The sequence below is a fragment of the Vreelandella halophila genome (assembly GCF_009856365.1).
Classification (GTDB): Bacteria; Pseudomonadota; Gammaproteobacteria; order Pseudomonadales; family Oleiphilaceae; genus Halospina; species Halospina utahensis_B.
Genome location: NZ_WMEX01000003.1, coordinates 265085 through 279086, shown reverse-complemented (window position 1 = coordinate 279086; position 14002 = coordinate 265085). Strand labels below are relative to the sequence as shown.

The window sequence follows — 14002 nt, the reverse complement described above, 5'->3', positions numbered from 1 at the left end:
GGCAGTGATCCTAGTCCCCGCTGGCGTTCCCCCAGTGGGGATAGTCGGATCGGAGTTTGCGGACACCGTAGTGCGCCTCGATCCACTCGATGAGACGCGGGGTAAGGTTGAGGTCCCGTGGCTCGTCGGCCCCGTTTAGATCGAAGGTCCGCTCCGCACCGTCCGGTGCCTGCAGCCGCAGGTTTCGTGGCAGGCGGGTCACCGACAGGTCAATGGCCCCGGCACCGTAATGGTTGGAATGGCGCGCGCCGTGGCGCGTGGCGTAGACCACGTTATAGGCCTCAGCCATCTCTTTTGCGGCCTCAATGGTGGTCCGCCAGCCATCCGGATGCTGCCACTGGATGGGGATATCCAGACCCCATTCCCGGTTGAGTCGATCCAGTTCCTCGGTCCGTTGCTCCACCTGCGCCCGGGTGCTGGCCCGGCTCAGGGTGAAGGCCCCATACATCAGATACCCCCGCTCGCGCCGGCGGACGGTGGACAGCACGTGGACCTCGGCCCCCTGGTCACGCAGCTGGTCAATCAGCTGTTCGATGCGTTCTCGGAAGTCGCCGCCGCCTGCCGCCTCCAGCGCCCGCAGGCGCTCCGTCTCATCGGGTGGATTGGGATAACGTGCGCTCCAGCGCTCACCAAGCGGCGCGCCGTCCGGTGCGGGATCGAGATCGGGGGGCCGAGGAGGTGGCGCGATAGCCAGCGTCTGACCGCCGTAACGGCGGGGCTCGCCTTTGAAGACGTCATCGGGGTGCAGAAGGATGCCCGCCCGCCGCGCACGCCCGGAGTGCACACGCACGCGTTCCGGCTGGGCTCGGGCCACATCGTCCAGGAACAACAGGAAGTCCCGCCGATCAATGGCCTGGCCGAGTGACTCCCGCAGCGCACGGATGAGGGGGGCCTCCGCTGGTGTGGCCGCCAACCGGCTCAGCCGTTGCTCTGTCAGTGGCTCCGCCGCCAGCGTCACATCCAGCGAGGCCAGGGATTGCGCGGCCGCCGCCAGGGTTTGCCGCCCCTCGTCTCCATTCGGCGAGGGCAATACATCCCATTGGCGGTTGGTCTTGAGCGTCTCGGCAGCCCAGGTGGGCGCGGCGGAGATGGCCAGGATTACGGTTAGCGTGGTGAGGGTTTGCAGGTATCGCATCTGGGGTTCATCAATATGGGGGAGCCTCGCTTGAACAAAGCTCCCAGGGTCATTTCGGCTCTCCTGCTTGTGCCTGAAACCTGCAGACACAGAGCAGGAGCTTACAGCCGGCCATCATGTGCTATTTTCCAGTACTTTAAGGTTTTGCCAATAGTGTAGAGTAAGCCGAAAGTGGCCAGCGTTCGCACTTGGGGCGTGATTATAGATGGAAGGGAGCAGGAACCATGCGTTTGTCCAGCCCAGCATTTTCCGAAGGTGATCCCATTCCCTGGCAATACACGGCCCCGAAGGCGAACGAACTACCTCCGCTTCAAATCCAGGATGTTCCTGAGCGGGCATGCAGCCTGGTACTGATGATTGAGGACGTGGACTCTCCGCTGGGCACGCTCACGCACTGGATGGCCTGGAACATTCCACCCGATACCCAATCACTGGACGCGGTGAATCTGCCGGCGGAATGCTGCATCGGCAGAGACAGCTTCGGGAAGATAGGCTACCTGGGTCCCATCCCCCCTGAGGGGCGCCATCACTATCGGTTCTCGGTGCTGGCCCTGGACACCAAGCTAAAGCTGGAGGCTGGTGCCACCCGTCCTGCACTTGAGCGGGCCATGAAGGCGCATGTTCTCGATCAAGCCGCCCTGAACGGCATCGTTGATGCCAATCCCTCTGAAAAAAACGGTGGGAAGGACTGATGGCACGCGATCTTCGACCAGCCAGACCAGAGCGTTTCTTTTCAACGGTCAATCCGACAGTCTTTGTCGCCTCCGCGGTCATTGTCGTGGGCTTCGTGCTGTTTGGTGTGGGCGCTCCCGAGACGGCAGGGCGGGTGTTTGGGGAGATCCAGGGATTTATTACCGAGTATCTGGGGTGGGTGTACCTGCTGGCTGTCACGGTGTTCCTGGGGTTTCTGGTCTGGTTGCTGTTCAGCCGCTACGGAAGCATCAGACTGGGCGAGCCCGACGCCCGTCCCCAATTCGGTAAAGCCGCCTGGTTCAGCATGTTGTTCAGCACCGGCATGGGGATCGGCTTGGTCTTCTGGAGCATCGCCGAGCCCATTCTCCATTTCCAGAATCCGCCGACGGGGGAGGGTGGAACACCAGCGGCGGCACGCCAGGCGATGATCTACACCTTCTTCCATTGGGGGCTGCATGCCTGGGCGGTGTATGTTGTGCTGGGACTCTCGGTTGCCTATTTCAGCTACCGCCATCACCTGCCACTGACCATCCGTTCGATTTTCTACCCCTTGCTGGGCGATCGGATCTACGGGCCCATCGGCCACCTCATCGACATCCTGGCCGTGTTTGGAACGCTCTTCGGCCTCGCCACGTCGCTCGGCTTCGGCGCCATGCAGCTCAACACCGGGCTCAATGTGCTGGTGGACCTGCCGGTGTCCAAGTGGTCCCAGGTGGGGATCATCGGTTTTATTACCGGGGTCGCGGTTCTGTCGGTGATTTCCGGCCTGGACCGTGGCCTCAAGTGGCTGAGTGTGTTCAACCTCGGGCTTGCCCTCGTCATGTTGCTGTTCGTCCTGGCGCTGGGACCCACGCTCTTCATTATCCGCTTCCTGCTCGATGCGACCGGAGGCTACCTGACACAGCTCATTGAGCTCAGCCTGTCCACCGACCCCATGGGCGGCTCCGAATGGCAGAAGAGCTGGACCATCTTCTACTGGGGATGGTGGATTGCCTGGTCCCCCTTCGTGGGCATCTTCATCGCCCGGATCTCCCATGGCCGAACCATCCGCGAGTTCATCGTGGGCGTGCTGATGATGCCAACCGCCTTCGTGCTCGTCTGGATGGCCACCTTCGGTGGCACCGCCCTCGAGATGGCATTGGGGCAGGGCGGCGGTGGCATCGCCGAGGCCGTCGCTGAAGACACCACAGTGGCACTGTACGTGACCCTGGAGCAGCTTCCCCTGGCCGGTATTACCTCGGCACTTGCCACACTGCTTATCGCAACCTATTTCGTCACGTCTTCTGACTCGGGCACACACGTGGTGGACGCACTGATCTCACGGGGCAGCAAGCGTTCACCACGTCGTCAGCGCGTGATCTGGGGGATTACAGAGGGCCTGGTCGCGAGCACGTTGCTTCTGGTGGGCGGCGCGGGTGCGCTCGACAGCCTGCAGACGGCTTCAGTAACGGCCGGTCTGCCTGTGGCAGTGATTCTGGCGTTCGCCTGTATCAACCTGCAGCGGGCGCTGAAGCGGGAGTATCGTGTTGAGGGTGTCGAACCGCCCTGGGGGTGAGGCCGATGAACATACCATTGATCCGGGAGCATACATGTTGAGTCACAAAAGGCGCCAATACCTGTCGGCCGCGTTCATGGTCGGTGTTGTCATCGCTCTCTCCGCCTGTGACAACGGCGTGGAGGAGAGCGAGGAAGCCACGACAGAAGCCACGACACCTGAATCCGAACAGGTTGCCATTCCACCCCGGATTGACGAGGGCGCCGGAGCCCAATCGATGCCGGCCTTTCTGGACATCCCCGCCGGGCCCGAGCGCAAGGAGGCTTTCTTCGATTACCTCGCGCCCATTGTGGAAGCCGTCAATGACTACATCCACCACCTGAACAGCCATCCGGTCTACGAACCGTTGAGGGAACGGCGGGCTCAGGCGCGCAACAAAGGCCAGGCCCCGGAGGGGAGCGATCTTGCAGCGGGTCTTGAGAAATACTCCGCCAAGGGTGAAGGCTACATCCGGCTCATCCGCAGCGTGATCAAGGCCAACAACCTGGCTGCTCCCCATTGATCCCTGGCCCAACTCATCGAACAATGGCGATGAATCATTCGATGGCCGGCTTGCTCTATGCTCAACTTTCTCCCCAAACCCTTACTCGGCGTACTGAACTCCCTGCTGCTCGCGGTGAACACCGTCTTCTGGTGTGTGCTGCTCTATATCCCGGGCATACTGAAGCTGATCATCCCGATCCGTGCCTGGCGGGTGTTCTGCACGCGCCTGATCATCGGGATCTCGCAGTGCTGGGTGGCCTGCAACAGTGGCTGGATGCGCCTCACCCACCGCACCACCTGGGATGTCTCCGGGGTGGAAGGGCTCAGCCGCGAGGGCTGGTACCTGGTGATGAGCAACCATCAGAGCTGGGTGGATATTTTCGCCCTGCAGCACATCTTCAACCGGCGCATTCCGTTCCTGAAGTTCTTCCTCAAACAGGAGCTGATCTGGGTGCCGGTGATCGGGCTGGCCTGGTGGGCACTCGACTTTCCGTTCATGAAGCGCTATTCCCGGGAGTATCTGCAGAAACACCCGGAGAAACGCGGCGAGGACATGGAGGCCACCCGCCGCGCCTGTGAGAAATTCCGCTATACCCCGGTCAGCGTGATGAACTTCCCGGAAGGTACCCGCTTCACCCCCGAGAAACACGACAGCCAGAAATCCCCCTACAAGCATCTGCTGCGCCCCAAAGCCGGCGGCACCGCCTTCGTTCTGGAAGCCATGGGCGACACCCTCTCCACTCTGCTCGACATTACCATTGCCTACCCCAACGGCCGCCCCGGGCTCTGGGAATTCATGTGCGGGCGGGTCACCCATATCGTCATCCGTGTTGAGCAGGTGCCCATTCCACAGCATCTGCTGGGCGGCAATTACAACGAGGATGAAAACCACCGCCAACAGGTCAAGCAGTGGCAGGAAGCACTTTGGGAGCGCAAGGATCAGTTGCTCGATGAGCTGAAATCAAAGGATTAGCGCTCCGGCAGCTTTTCCAGATAGCCCTTTAAAGCACCCTAATAGAAATGGTGGCGCGGATTTGAGAGGCGGATGGGGGACTCTCAGGTAGATAAGGCCGCCGGGTGGAACCGGCGGTGCTTTCGGTCAGCGCGAGCCCGGTCGCGGCTCGGCTGTCGCTGGGCTACTTGTTGAGGTACGCCGCAATCTGGTCCTTAAGCGCCACGCGCTTTTTGCGGGCATCTTCCTCTGTGGGCGTGGCCACCGGCTCAACTTCCGTTTCCATACGGTGAATGGTGCGGTTTATTTCGTGGTACTCATCCACCAGTTCGGCAAAGTGTGCGTCCGACTGTTTGAGCTCAGAGATGCGATCGGTGTGTTCCGGGAATTCTTCCGCCAGTTCGTGCGGGGTGTGACTCATAGGGTCTCCATCTTACTCGGTGATTGGCGTCAAAGTTTTTGATCGCAATCACCAGTCTGCCATCACTGCGGAGAGCTGTCGTTGCAGATTCTCAATCCTGGCAACTCTGGCTGGTGCATGCTCTTTCGGATGAAAGATGACGAGATCATCTTAACGAAGATGACGCGGAGCGAAGCTTAGGGTGGACCCCGTAGTCTTGTTGGAATTGGGAGAGGAAAACCGTGCGCATAAGCAGTGATATCGGCGTCATTGCGGATACCCATGGCCAGGTGAGGCCCGAGGCCCTGAGTGCTCTGGCCGACTGTGAGCTGATTCTTCACGTGGGTGACATCGGCAAGCCAGGGGTTATGGATGCCCTGAGCGAGCAGGCGCAGGTCGTGGCGATACGGGGCAACGTGGACCACGGGGACTGGGCCCTGGTCTATCCGGAAACGCAGGAGCTCACCGTTAACGGCCTACGTATCCAGATGGTCCATCGTCATCAGGACATCGAGACCCTACTCCCGGACAGATCCTGCGATGTCGTCCTGTTCGGGCACTCCCACAAACCCTTCAATGAGATCCAGGATGGCGTGCTCTATTTCAACCCGGGTAGCGCGGGCCCACGCCGCTTCAGCCTGCCTGTTACGGTTGGACGACTACGGGTTACCGAGAGCGGTGTTGAGTGTCATATTCAGGAACTGGATGTTCCTGGGCCCCGAAAGCGTAAGTAGTGTCATGTCAGCGCAGGCAGGTTTCGGAACGCTGGACTACAGCGAAGGGGATAGTCGCAGTTTCGTGCGGCAGGCTTTGGATATCTGCCAGTAAGCAGGCGCCTCGCCTTTAGCTTGCCAGCGTGATGTGGCTGTATTTCTTGCGGTTGCGCTTGAGCTTGGTTTCCAGGGCCTGAATGCTCTCACCCGTTTCAATGGCAGTGGAACTGGCAACAGAACGTCGAATGGACGCGCGAGTTACATCACGACGATTTTTGCGACTAGCCGTTGTAGCCACAGGAGCCTCCTGAGCCTTTAGTCTCTCTTTAAAGCATTATAGCAGAAATGCTGGCGTGGATTTGAGAGGCGAATAGGAGCCTCTCAGGTCAAGGAGAACGTATTTCATAACCGTGGCGAACCAGTATGACCATCAATATCGTCGGCATTGACTGCGCCTCCGACCCCAGGAATGTCGGCTACGCTTTTGGCACCTTCTCGGAGAATGGCACCGTTGTCGAGGGAGCGGCACTGGGGAGCAATGATCTGCTCCCGGCGCAGGCGATTGCGGATTGGCTTTCCAACCGAAGCGGGCCGACCCTGCTTGCGATGGATGCCCCATTGGGCTGGCCCGAACCAATGGCGCAGTCGCTGGTGAATCACAATGCCGGTGACTCACTGGCTGGCAGCGCCAATTACCTGTTCCGAAGAGAAACAGACCGGTTCATCCGCGAGCGAATCGGTAAACAGTCCCTGGATGTGGGTGCTGACCGAATTGCCCGGACCGCGCATGCCGCGCTTGAGTTATTGGAATCCCTGCGCCATTTACTGCAGCGGCCGATCACACTGGCTTGGCAGCCGGAGGTCGAGGGACTGCGCGCCATCGAAGTCTATCCTGCCGCAACCCTGGTGGCTCACGGGATTGAAAGTACCGGGTATAAGGCCGCCAAAGGCCAAGAGGCGCGAGAGCGTGTGGCTCACGCCGTTGGTTCCCTCATCAGGATTGATGTGCCGATTCCGGCCATGGAAAGTAAGTCAGATGCATTAGATGCGGTGATCTGCCTGCTTGCCGCCCACGACTTTCTGTGGGGAAAGGTGATGGGGCCAGAAGACCAGGCCCTGGCCACCAAGGAAGGGTGGATATGGGTTAAAGAGTGTTGAGGCCAGTAGCTTTCTGGTTTTTGCAGCTGCAATGGTAACGCTTTAGGTGCCGAGTCGGTTGGCAACTACCAAGGATTTCTTGGCAGTTCGCCGGTAGCGTATGGCAAGACACCAGAGGTAGGTAGGAGCTGGCCCTAGTGTGCGCTGTTCACGCCTCCCAGAGACGTCCATAATCGCCAAAGTCCCGGATTGACCCTAGTAGAGTGCAACATGCCTGCTGATGGAATAAGAACCTTTGGAGAGCTTCAGGTGCTGGGGAATTCAAGGGGACGCTGGAGCGATGACAGCGGTTACGCTGAGCGCTCCAGTGTCGTTAGTTTTAGCTCATAACCACAGGCATGCGCATAGCGGGTGAGCATCCTCCAGCTCGGGTTGCTCCGTCCGTGCTCCAACCTGCTCACGTTGGATTTCTGCGTCCCCATGCGTTCAGCAAGTTCCTGCCGGGTCAGGCCCGCGCTATTACGCATGGAAAGGAGTTGGTCAATCAGCTCAAATTCCGGAGCCAGCTTGTCGTACTCGGCCTTCACTTTGTCGTCCTGAAGGGCCTCCTTCTTAAGCGTATCGAGGCTCATCGTTTTTTCACCTCCTTCATGCGCTCTCGCGCGAGCTTTATGTCCTTAGCAGGTATTTTCTGATCCTTCTTCATGAATTTATGGAGAACCACTGCTCCGCTCAAAGAAAGTGCTTGCAGAACGTATAAATGAAGCCGAGCACTACGGTGAGCGCTACCAGCAGGATATAAAGCCAGCTGAATCCGATCTGAAAGGCGTTCGCCTCGCTTTTGAAATCAATACTCCCGTAGGTCCGAATTGTGGGACCCATAGGGTTTACGTCCGGATTACGGCGTGTGGCACGTTCCTCAAGCTTTTTCCAGTCCATGTTCATGACGATGAAAAGAGCATATCCACCAGGACGTATGAGATATGTCCCCAATGGCCCCATGTAGAAATCAATCGACTCGCGATGCTGGATCATCGGGTCAAAATGGCGACCGAGTAGCGGGTAAGCCAGAGCCATCATCGGGATCAGTGGCAGCATGGCAATCGGAATCAGATATCCCAGAATCAGGCTGTCACAGGGATTCGAGGCAAAAATCATAGAGCTATCCTATTTCAGGAGGGCTTCAGCCGTATCGTCGAACAAATCACGGGCTATCAGATCAGTGTTGTAGGCTGTAAGTGCGCCAATGCTGGTTAAAGTGATCAGTAGTACAAGCCCGCTCGGCCCCAGAACCAAGGTAAGCCCAAACGCAGCTCCTCGAACGACGATAGAAGTGACAAGCCCGGAAACTGCAAAGGTTGCTGCTTCTTTGGCGAGGGTATAGTCCTTGTTGTCGCTATACGCGACCCGATAGCCTCTAGCTACAAGATCAAGTCCAAAAGCCCCTTTGCCCAGTACCCGCGTTGCCCCCAGGCCGATATTAAGCCTCTGTGTCTCGGGCAGGGAACTTATAGGGCTACCACTGGTATTGAAGGAGGCCTCAACCCCGCCAGCGAAACTCCGGAAAGGATTGTGCACCCAACTTTTGTAGCGGGAATTCTGGGCCATTGTCTCCAGTTCCGCCGCAAAGCGCCCGTTGAGATCCTTAAAAGCTCGCTGAGCTGCCTCTCTTGCTTTAGCACGCTGTGCAGCCGGGGAATGCTTACTGAGCAGGTAGGTGTTAAGGGCATCCTCGTACTGGGCCAGGGATTTGCCGAAGTCATCCAGTCGGCTTTTTGCACCGGAAACCGCACCACCTGTCAGTCCCAGGCCCATAGACAGTGAGTCCTTATGCTTCTGAACCCACCGCTCGGCCGCCATAACAACGCTGAGCGCCTCTGGCCCGGTGGTATTGGTAAGCTCAGCCAGCTTGCGGTAGTTCTCCTGGCCAAGCCGCCTCTGGAGCCGATCCAGGTCTTTGCTCAAGCGATCGCATTCGGTTTCCTCCTGCTCGCTCACCCGGGTTCCATCCGGCGTCACGATCAGCGCCGGCATCTTGGTGGTGCCATTACTGAGCTTACTTGAGTTATTCCGTTCGAGGTTTCCCTGGAGTTGCCGGGTGGTCTCGTCGTCGTTGCTCCGGAGGTGGCGTTCCGCCAGCCGGCGACTGCTCATTCCGCAGGGGGCGCTTACAACGTGGGGCATGGTGGGCTCGCTCCTTGAATCTGTTTCGTCCTTGGGGTGTCGTCTTCCCTGTGTCCGTGACGACGAGCGTATCTTCCAAACCGATGATTCCGGTGTCAAGCGAAGGCCCTACAGCCATGGCCTTCTATGATCCCCATTGCGTTGTTCTCTGCTACGCTGGATCAAGGCCAGTTTCAGAACGGGTCAACTCCACTCCAAGGTTTGGAATTTCTGCCATGGCCTGAGCGAAGGCACGTGGCGCAAGCCGAGGCCCTCAAGGGAGCTTAATGAGACTCTTCTCGTACAAAATAACCCATGACTCAGGCTTCGCACCCAACCCTTTTGGCCACACGCTTACGCTTGCCACCTGTAAGCCTGAAATTCGCCGATGTAAACGTGTCGGTGACTGGATTGCGGGGTTTACATCAGGGGAACTGAACGGAGACCCGGTTGGTGATGAAAGACTGGTGTACCTGATGCGGGTAGGGGAGAAGACACTGATTCGCGATTACTTCTGGGACCCGCGGTTTCAGGACAAAATCCCCAACATGAAGACTAAAGGGCCCTATCCCAAAACCGGAGATAATATTTATCGGCCCCTGAGCGAATGGGCTCACGAGCCAGCGCATTTTGAGCAATTGATAAATCCTAATCATTGGACAGAATCCGGGCCTGATTTGGGTCACCGCGAGACGGATATCGGCGGCCGGTATGTGCTGATAGCAGACGAATTCTATTATTTTGGAAGGGACCCGATGTACCTTCCTCCTGAAATCCGACCTAAGGTGCCGAAAGGGCAGGCGGCCCATGGATGGGGGACGGAGCGGGCGCGAGCTAGGGAATTTATTGACTACGTCCGCTCTGAGTTCAAGCCAGGTTGTCACGGATTGCCGCATTACTGGAAAGATGAAGAAAGTACGTCCCAGATACAGTCCTGCGGAAGCTGCTGATGAAGCTGATACTGAGCCGTAAAGGTTTCGATTCCAGTGCAGGCGGTTGCCCGAGCCCTGTATTTCCGGATGGCAGTTTCCTGTCGCTACCCATACCGGATAAACAATCTTCGGTACGTTACAGCGATCTGCAGTATGAAGGCATCAACGTCGGTGAACTGGTTGCCGACCTGACCGGGAATCCTAAACGGAGGGATCACAGGGCTCACCTGGATCCGGACCTGGCACCTGAACTGACTTCCCGAAAACCTGGTTGGCGTCCCACCCTGGGGCAGATTGATCAGGCTCAGGGGCATCTGCGAAATCAAGGCGTCTCGGAGGGTGACCTGTTCCTGTTCTTTGGTCTTTTCCGTCGCGTTGAGCGTGTCGATGGGCGATGGCGCTTTGACAGGCAATCGGCTCCATTCCATGCCCTCTGGGGATGGCTTCAGGTTGAAGAGGTCAGTCCGGTTGATGGAGCATTGGGAGAAAGGTTGCCGTGGGTGCAGGATCACCCACACTTTCACCGTGAGGCAAAACCCTCTAATACGCTATATATTGCGCGCGAGAGCTTGGATCTGGGGCGAGGGCCCATGAGGATTCAGGGTGCAGGCGTGTTCCAGAGTATGAACGATGAGCTACGGCTTACCGTGCCGGGCAGCAAAAAGGTCAGCGTGTGGCAACTCCCAGGCTTTTTCTATCCTTCCGAAGGGAAACGGCCATTGAGCCAGCATGACGATCTGAGCCGCTGGCAGTTGGACGGGGAGCAGTGCCGGCTCCAGTGTGTTCCGCGTGGACAGGAGTTTGTGCTTGATACGAGTGATTACCCGGAAGCTTTCTCCTGGATAGAGTCACTGGTGAAATAGCGTGTCTGTCCTGCTTATAGGAACGGAAGCTTAGGAGGTCTTCCAATGGGGAGTCTGACCGACCAAATTCTTCAGCTCATCTCCAAATCACCCGGGATGACTGATCGTGAGATTACCAGTCAGCTACGAGGCGCCAGTGCTCCTCAACAACCTGTTAATCAGACTGCGCGGGGATTGGAGTCCAAAGGAGTTGTCGTCAGGCAAAGGCGCGCAGATGGCCTGATTGGGAATTATAAAGGCAATGCTGAACGTCATGAGGCGCCTACTGGCAGAAGCCAGCAGAAGAACCATGACCTGGAGGCGCTATCCGAAGATGAGATCAAGGAAGTACTGGATCAATGGCTTCAGCGTGCCCGCTGGAGCACTCAAGTGGCCTGGGGCAGCGTGCAGGGTATCGATATCGAGGCCAATCGTGGTTCCGAGCGCTGGATCATTGAAGTGAAAGGACCGGGGTCGAGATCGCCAATGAGGGTTAACTATTTTCTCGGGATCCTTGGAGAGACGCTTCAACGGATGGATGATCCTAATGCTTCATATTCTATCGCCCTGCCAGATCTGAAACAGTACCGCGGTTTGTGGCATCGCCTCCCAGACCTTGCCAAGTCCAGGACAACACTCTCACTCTTACTCGTTGCGCTGGATGGGAGCATTGAGTGGCTCGAATAGTGTTGTAGTAAGGGGGGTGACACAGGGCAGCATTTCCAGATTGAATTCTTAACCGTTGTTTGGCCTCGTGGGTATTGTCCTCGGTCACGCAGAGTGATACATCCTCTATGTCCGCAGTGTGCAGGCTCCGCAACCCCAGCCCCAGCCCGGTATAGCCGAGGAAACCAACAACCAGTGTACCCGCGAGAGGGAAAACCATTTGTGGACCGAGATTCCAGGTCCTTTGGTGCTGTTCATTGCCCATCTTCGTCGCTGGGAAATGACAGCGTTATCTCATCCGGGCATATGGCTTCCGAAGGGAAATCCTGGCGCGTTTCCAGGTATTCATAGTGAATGTCATCTGCCTTCAAGGAGCCGTGCTCCTTGATATAGCGAATGGCTACATAGCCCGGTTTGCCATCATATGTCTTACCTGAAACCGTCACGCATTGCCCTTCAGCACGGCTGCGTTCGTGGAATGCGGTTTCTTCCGTTAGCCACAACGGGAAAGCGCCCGGTTTTCGGTAGGAATCCTGCTCTTCCTTCGACGCAGCCTTTTTATGAAAGGACATAAGTCGGTTCGAGAGGTACTTGCCGTAGGTGCGGTTATCGTCTGTATCGCTAAGGGCCTCCTCAAAAGCCATATACCGGGCTTTCGCCGGCATGGGTTCTGCTGTTACACAGCCTGAACAGGTCAATGTCAGGCAAAAGACCGAAGTCATGCTTTTTTTTATCCAGACCAACTGCATGGAGCAAGCAGTAGGCCCAGCGGCACTATCAGGAGTAACGACGACACATAAATCAGGCTGAATCCGAACTGCAGCCAACTGGATTCATTGCGGTAGTCGATACCGCCATAGGTCCGGAGGTACATCGCGACCAGATCAACCCCTTTGTTATCCCGATGGCTGTTCTTGGCCCTGATCTTTTCCCAGTCGGGATTCACTACAACGAGTAGGGCGTACCCAATCGGTCGCATGATGAGCGTCCCGAGGAGTCCTAGCCAGAAATCAGGGAAGGCCCTTTCGCGGATCAACGGGTCGAAATGTCGGCCAAGCAGTGGATAGCCGAGCAGCACACAAGGAAGAAGAGGGAGCCCGACTATGAGAACCAGGATCCCAACAAAGGTGCTTTCACACAACGAACTGGCATCCATAACAATGACCTTTCAGTCGACCAGTGGTTCTGCAGCGGTATCAAACAGCAGGCGTCCAAAGGAGTCCCCGCCGTAAGCGGCCAACCTGCCAACTGCAGCCGTGCTGATTAGAAGAACAAGCCCTCCTGGACCGCCTACAAGAGCAAAGACAAAAACAGGTTCCCTGAAAAAAGTTGTCCGCAGCGGCTCTGGCCATAAGCCTTCGATCAGCTTGAGCTGACCTGCCTCGAGTGAATTGACAGCCGTATGTTCCCGTTCCTGCCGCTTTCCTATTCTCGTTCCTCTTGTAACAGTGTCACCATCCTTGACAGATCCTTTTCCGGATTCCGCTCCTCAATAGCCGACAGCAGTTCACGCGCCGTCACCTCCTTGTTTTGATCCTCTATCTCCGGATCGGCTCCTCTCTGGAGGAGGAATTCAGCAAGCCGCGGCTCGTTGAGCAGGACCGCCTCATGCAATGGGGGATAACCGGTCACCGGCGAGAAATCGTTGATCTGTGCGCCTTCAGAAAGGGCCAGCTCCATAATCTCCTGAGCTTGCTCGGGATCTGTTGGGTAAGCGCCGATTGCCAAGTGAAGCACACTCTGGGCATCGCCGCTTTCTCTTTTACTAGTCAGTTGATGCTCAAGATACCAACGGCAGGCGAATTGAGGGATATGAGTCCCGCTGTCACCGATAGCGCAGGACGCGTTGGTATCTGGGCTGCTTGCCTGCAGAACGTAGAAGCTCAGGCCGGAATAGCCGAGAAGGCCAACAATCAGTAGACCGGCGATTGAGGATAGCCATTTCATAGTACGTATTTGCAGAAAGCATGAATGAAAGCGAGTAGCACCGTTAAGGAAAGCGATAGCACGTAAAGCCAGCTCAGCCCGATCTGCAGGGTGTTAGCCTCGCCGCGAAAATCAATGTGGCCATAGGTTCTGGTAAGCAGGGCTACAGGGTTGTGGTCAGGGTTACGCCGTCTCGCACGTGCTTCGAGCTTGTCCCAATCAACGTTAACGACGATATAGAACGCATAGCCCACCGGTCGCGCGATGAAAGTCCCTATTGGCCCAATCCAGAAATCCGGAGATTCCCGGTTGTGTACTTTCTCGTCAAAATGTCGGCCTAAAATGGGATACGCCAATATCATGAGTGGGATAACCGGGAACATCACAATCGGAATCAGATAACCCAGAATGACGCTGTCGCACGGATTGGCTATGAATATCACG

20 protein-coding genes are annotated in these 14002 nt (G+C 57.2%); 9 read left to right on the top strand and 11 right to left on the bottom strand.

Annotated elements, in window-relative coordinates; genetic code table 11:
- Nucleotides 1-10 precede the first annotated feature (10 nt).
- Nucleotides 11-1135 (bottom strand): hypothetical protein, encoded by a 1125-nt coding sequence (locus GLW01_RS06930; protein WP_160898608.1) that lies wholly within the window; start codon nucleotides 1133-1135, stop codon nucleotides 11-13.
- Nucleotides 1136-1359: 224 nt separating this feature from the next.
- Between GLW01_RS06930 and GLW01_RS06925 the strand changes: the two genes are divergently transcribed.
- Genes GLW01_RS06925 through GLW01_RS06910 form a run of 4 tightly spaced genes read left to right on the top strand, consistent with a single transcriptional unit; the run spans nucleotide 1360 to nucleotide 4839 of the window.
- Nucleotides 1360-1827 (top strand): YbhB/YbcL family Raf kinase inhibitor-like protein, encoded by a 468-nt coding sequence (locus GLW01_RS06925; RefSeq protein ID WP_202405605.1) that lies wholly within the window; start codon nucleotides 1360-1362, stop codon nucleotides 1825-1827.
- Nucleotides 1827-3383, top strand: a complete 1557-nt coding sequence (locus tag GLW01_RS06920; protein ID WP_160898607.1) for a BCCT family transporter — start codon at nucleotides 1827-1829, stop codon at nucleotides 3381-3383. Before GLW01_RS06925 ends, GLW01_RS06920 begins: the two co-directional genes overlap by 1 nt.
- A gap of 34 nt (nucleotides 3384-3417) precedes the next feature.
- Entirely contained in the window at nucleotides 3418-3885 is a 468-nt protein-coding gene (locus GLW01_RS06915; protein ID WP_160898606.1) for a hypothetical protein, read from the top strand.
- A gap of 57 nt (nucleotides 3886-3942) precedes the next feature.
- Nucleotides 3943-4839, top strand: a complete 897-nt coding sequence (locus GLW01_RS06910) for an acyltransferase (RefSeq protein WP_160898605.1) — start codon at nucleotides 3943-3945, stop codon at nucleotides 4837-4839.
- Nucleotides 4840-5002: 163 nt separating this feature from the next.
- On the opposite strand, the gene GLW01_RS06905 is transcribed toward GLW01_RS06910, so the two are convergent.
- Nucleotides 5003-5239 carry a YdcH family protein gene (locus GLW01_RS06905; RefSeq protein WP_151440931.1) on the bottom strand — a complete coding sequence of 79 codons (237 nt, stop codon included), beginning with the start codon at nucleotides 5237-5239 and terminating at the stop codon, nucleotides 5003-5005.
- 221 nt (nucleotides 5240-5460) lie between these two features.
- On the opposite strand from GLW01_RS06905, the gene GLW01_RS06900 reads away from it, so the two are divergent.
- Nucleotides 5461-5952, top strand: coding sequence for a metallophosphoesterase family protein (locus tag GLW01_RS06900; protein ID WP_340162439.1), 492 nt, complete (start codon nucleotides 5461-5463; stop codon nucleotides 5950-5952).
- A 109-nt stretch (nucleotides 5953-6061) separates the two neighbouring features.
- Here GLW01_RS06900 and GLW01_RS15500 read toward each other — a convergent pair whose 3' ends face one another.
- Nucleotides 6062-6229 carry a hypothetical protein gene (locus GLW01_RS15500; RefSeq protein ID WP_202405604.1) on the bottom strand — a complete coding sequence of 56 codons (168 nt, stop codon included), beginning with the start codon at nucleotides 6227-6229 and terminating at the stop codon, nucleotides 6062-6064.
- Nucleotides 6230-6354: 125 nt separating this feature from the next.
- Here GLW01_RS15500 and GLW01_RS06895 point away from each other — a divergent pair, with 125 nt between their 5' ends.
- Nucleotides 6355-7089 carry a DUF429 domain-containing protein gene (locus tag GLW01_RS06895; RefSeq protein ID WP_160898604.1) on the top strand — a complete coding sequence of 245 codons (735 nt, stop codon included), beginning with the start codon at nucleotides 6355-6357 and terminating at the stop codon, nucleotides 7087-7089.
- Nucleotides 7090-7379: 290 nt separating this feature from the next.
- Here the strand turns inward: GLW01_RS06895 and GLW01_RS06890 are convergent, their stop codons facing one another.
- From GLW01_RS06890 to GLW01_RS06875, 4 genes are read right to left on the bottom strand one after another with little or no spacing between them, the layout of a single operon-like run.
- Entirely contained in the window at nucleotides 7380-7661 is a 282-nt protein-coding gene (locus GLW01_RS06890; protein WP_160898603.1) for a helix-turn-helix domain-containing protein, read from the bottom strand.
- The gene (locus GLW01_RS15840) at nucleotides 7658-7753 is read right to left on the bottom strand and encodes a type II toxin-antitoxin system RelE/ParE family toxin (RefSeq protein WP_353653835.1); all 96 of its coding nucleotides are present in this window, start codon (nucleotides 7751-7753) and stop codon (nucleotides 7658-7660) included. The genes GLW01_RS06890 and GLW01_RS15840 overlap by 4 nt, the downstream gene beginning before the upstream one ends.
- Before the next feature lie 8 nt (nucleotides 7754-7761).
- Nucleotides 7762-8187: a hypothetical protein gene (locus GLW01_RS06880; protein WP_160898602.1), complete on the bottom strand. Its 426-nt coding sequence runs from the start codon at nucleotides 8185-8187 to the stop codon at nucleotides 7762-7764.
- A gap of 9 nt (nucleotides 8188-8196) precedes the next feature.
- The gene (locus tag GLW01_RS06875) at nucleotides 8197-9063 is read right to left on the bottom strand and encodes a hypothetical protein (protein ID WP_160898601.1); all 867 of its coding nucleotides are present in this window, start codon (nucleotides 9061-9063) and stop codon (nucleotides 8197-8199) included.
- A gap of 416 nt (nucleotides 9064-9479) precedes the next feature.
- Here GLW01_RS06875 and GLW01_RS06870 point away from each other — a divergent pair, with 416 nt between their 5' ends.
- From GLW01_RS06870 to GLW01_RS06860, 3 genes are read left to right on the top strand one after another with little or no spacing between them, the layout of a single operon-like run.
- Nucleotides 9480-10142 (top strand): hypothetical protein, encoded by a 663-nt coding sequence (locus GLW01_RS06870; protein WP_160898600.1) that lies wholly within the window; start codon nucleotides 9480-9482, stop codon nucleotides 10140-10142.
- On the top strand, nucleotides 10142-10987 hold the full coding sequence (locus GLW01_RS06865) for a hypothetical protein (protein ID WP_160898599.1): 846 nt from the start codon (nucleotides 10142-10144) through the stop codon (nucleotides 10985-10987). The genes GLW01_RS06870 and GLW01_RS06865 overlap by 1 nt, the downstream gene beginning before the upstream one ends.
- 45 nt (nucleotides 10988-11032) lie before the next feature.
- On the top strand, nucleotides 11033-11653 hold the full coding sequence (locus GLW01_RS06860; protein WP_160898598.1) for a MarR family transcriptional regulator: 621 nt from the start codon (nucleotides 11033-11035) through the stop codon (nucleotides 11651-11653).
- A gap of 233 nt (nucleotides 11654-11886) precedes the next feature.
- Here the strand turns inward: GLW01_RS06860 and GLW01_RS06855 are convergent, their stop codons facing one another.
- The 4 genes from GLW01_RS06855 to GLW01_RS06840 form a co-directional block, all read right to left on the bottom strand.
- Entirely contained in the window at nucleotides 11887-12297 is a 411-nt protein-coding gene (locus GLW01_RS06855; protein WP_160898597.1) for a hypothetical protein, read from the bottom strand.
- Between the two features lie 65 nt (nucleotides 12298-12362).
- Nucleotides 12363-12788 (bottom strand): hypothetical protein, encoded by a 426-nt coding sequence (locus tag GLW01_RS06850; RefSeq protein WP_160898596.1) that lies wholly within the window; start codon nucleotides 12786-12788, stop codon nucleotides 12363-12365.
- Nucleotides 12789-13057: 269 nt separating this feature from the next.
- A complete protein-coding gene (locus GLW01_RS06845) occupies nucleotides 13058-13579 on the bottom strand; it encodes an ankyrin repeat domain-containing protein (protein WP_160898595.1) in 522 nt (173 codons plus the stop codon).
- Nucleotides 13576-14001, bottom strand: coding sequence for a hypothetical protein (locus GLW01_RS06840; RefSeq protein ID WP_160898594.1), 426 nt, complete (start codon nucleotides 13999-14001; stop codon nucleotides 13576-13578). The genes GLW01_RS06845 and GLW01_RS06840 overlap by 4 nt, the downstream gene beginning before the upstream one ends.
- Nucleotide 14002 lies beyond the last annotated feature (1 nt).

What these genes read in the sequence shown, in the direction of transcription:
- GLW01_RS06865 (WP_160898599.1), top strand. Translation starts at nt 10,142, where the DNA reads ATGAAGCTGATACTGAGCCGTAAAGGTTTCGATTCCAGTGCAGGCGGT.
- GLW01_RS06925 (WP_202405605.1), top strand. Translation starts at nt 1,360, where the DNA reads ATGCGTTTGTCCAGCCCAGCATTTTCCGAAGGTGATCCCATTCCCTGG.
- GLW01_RS06870 (WP_160898600.1), top strand. Translation starts at nt 9,480, where the DNA reads ATGAGACTCTTCTCGTACAAAATAACCCATGACTCAGGCTTCGCACCC.
- GLW01_RS06845 (WP_160898595.1), bottom strand. Translation starts at nt 13,579, where the DNA reads ATGAAATGGCTATCCTCAATCGCCGGTCTACTGATTGTTGGCCTTCTC.
- GLW01_RS06875 (WP_160898601.1), bottom strand. Translation starts at nt 9,063, where the DNA reads ATGCCGGCGCTGATCGTGACGCCGGATGGAACCCGGGTGAGCGAGCAG.
- GLW01_RS06910 (WP_160898605.1), top strand. Translation starts at nt 3,943, where the DNA reads ATGCTCAACTTTCTCCCCAAACCCTTACTCGGCGTACTGAACTCCCTG.
- GLW01_RS06930 (WP_160898608.1), bottom strand. Translation starts at nt 1,135, where the DNA reads ATGCGATACCTGCAAACCCTCACCACGCTAACCGTAATCCTGGCCATC.
- GLW01_RS06855 (WP_160898597.1), bottom strand. Translation starts at nt 12,297, where the DNA reads ATGCCGGCGAAAGCCCGGTATATGGCTTTTGAGGAGGCCCTTAGCGAT.
- GLW01_RS06920 (WP_160898607.1), top strand. Translation starts at nt 1,827, where the DNA reads ATGGCACGCGATCTTCGACCAGCCAGACCAGAGCGTTTCTTTTCAACG.
- GLW01_RS06860 (WP_160898598.1), top strand. Translation starts at nt 11,033, where the DNA reads ATGGGGAGTCTGACCGACCAAATTCTTCAGCTCATCTCCAAATCACCC.
- GLW01_RS06905 (WP_151440931.1), bottom strand. Translation starts at nt 5,239, where the DNA reads ATGAGTCACACCCCGCACGAACTGGCGGAAGAATTCCCGGAACACACC.
- GLW01_RS06880 (WP_160898602.1), bottom strand. Translation starts at nt 8,187, where the DNA reads ATGATTTTTGCCTCGAATCCCTGTGACAGCCTGATTCTGGGATATCTG.
- GLW01_RS06895 (WP_160898604.1), top strand. Translation starts at nt 6,355, where the DNA reads ATGACCATCAATATCGTCGGCATTGACTGCGCCTCCGACCCCAGGAAT.
- GLW01_RS06915 (WP_160898606.1), top strand. Translation starts at nt 3,418, where the DNA reads ATGTTGAGTCACAAAAGGCGCCAATACCTGTCGGCCGCGTTCATGGTC.
- GLW01_RS06890 (WP_160898603.1), bottom strand. Translation starts at nt 7,661, where the DNA reads ATGAGCCTCGATACGCTTAAGAAGGAGGCCCTTCAGGACGACAAAGTG.
- GLW01_RS06850 (WP_160898596.1), bottom strand. Translation starts at nt 12,788, where the DNA reads ATGGATGCCAGTTCGTTGTGTGAAAGCACCTTTGTTGGGATCCTGGTT.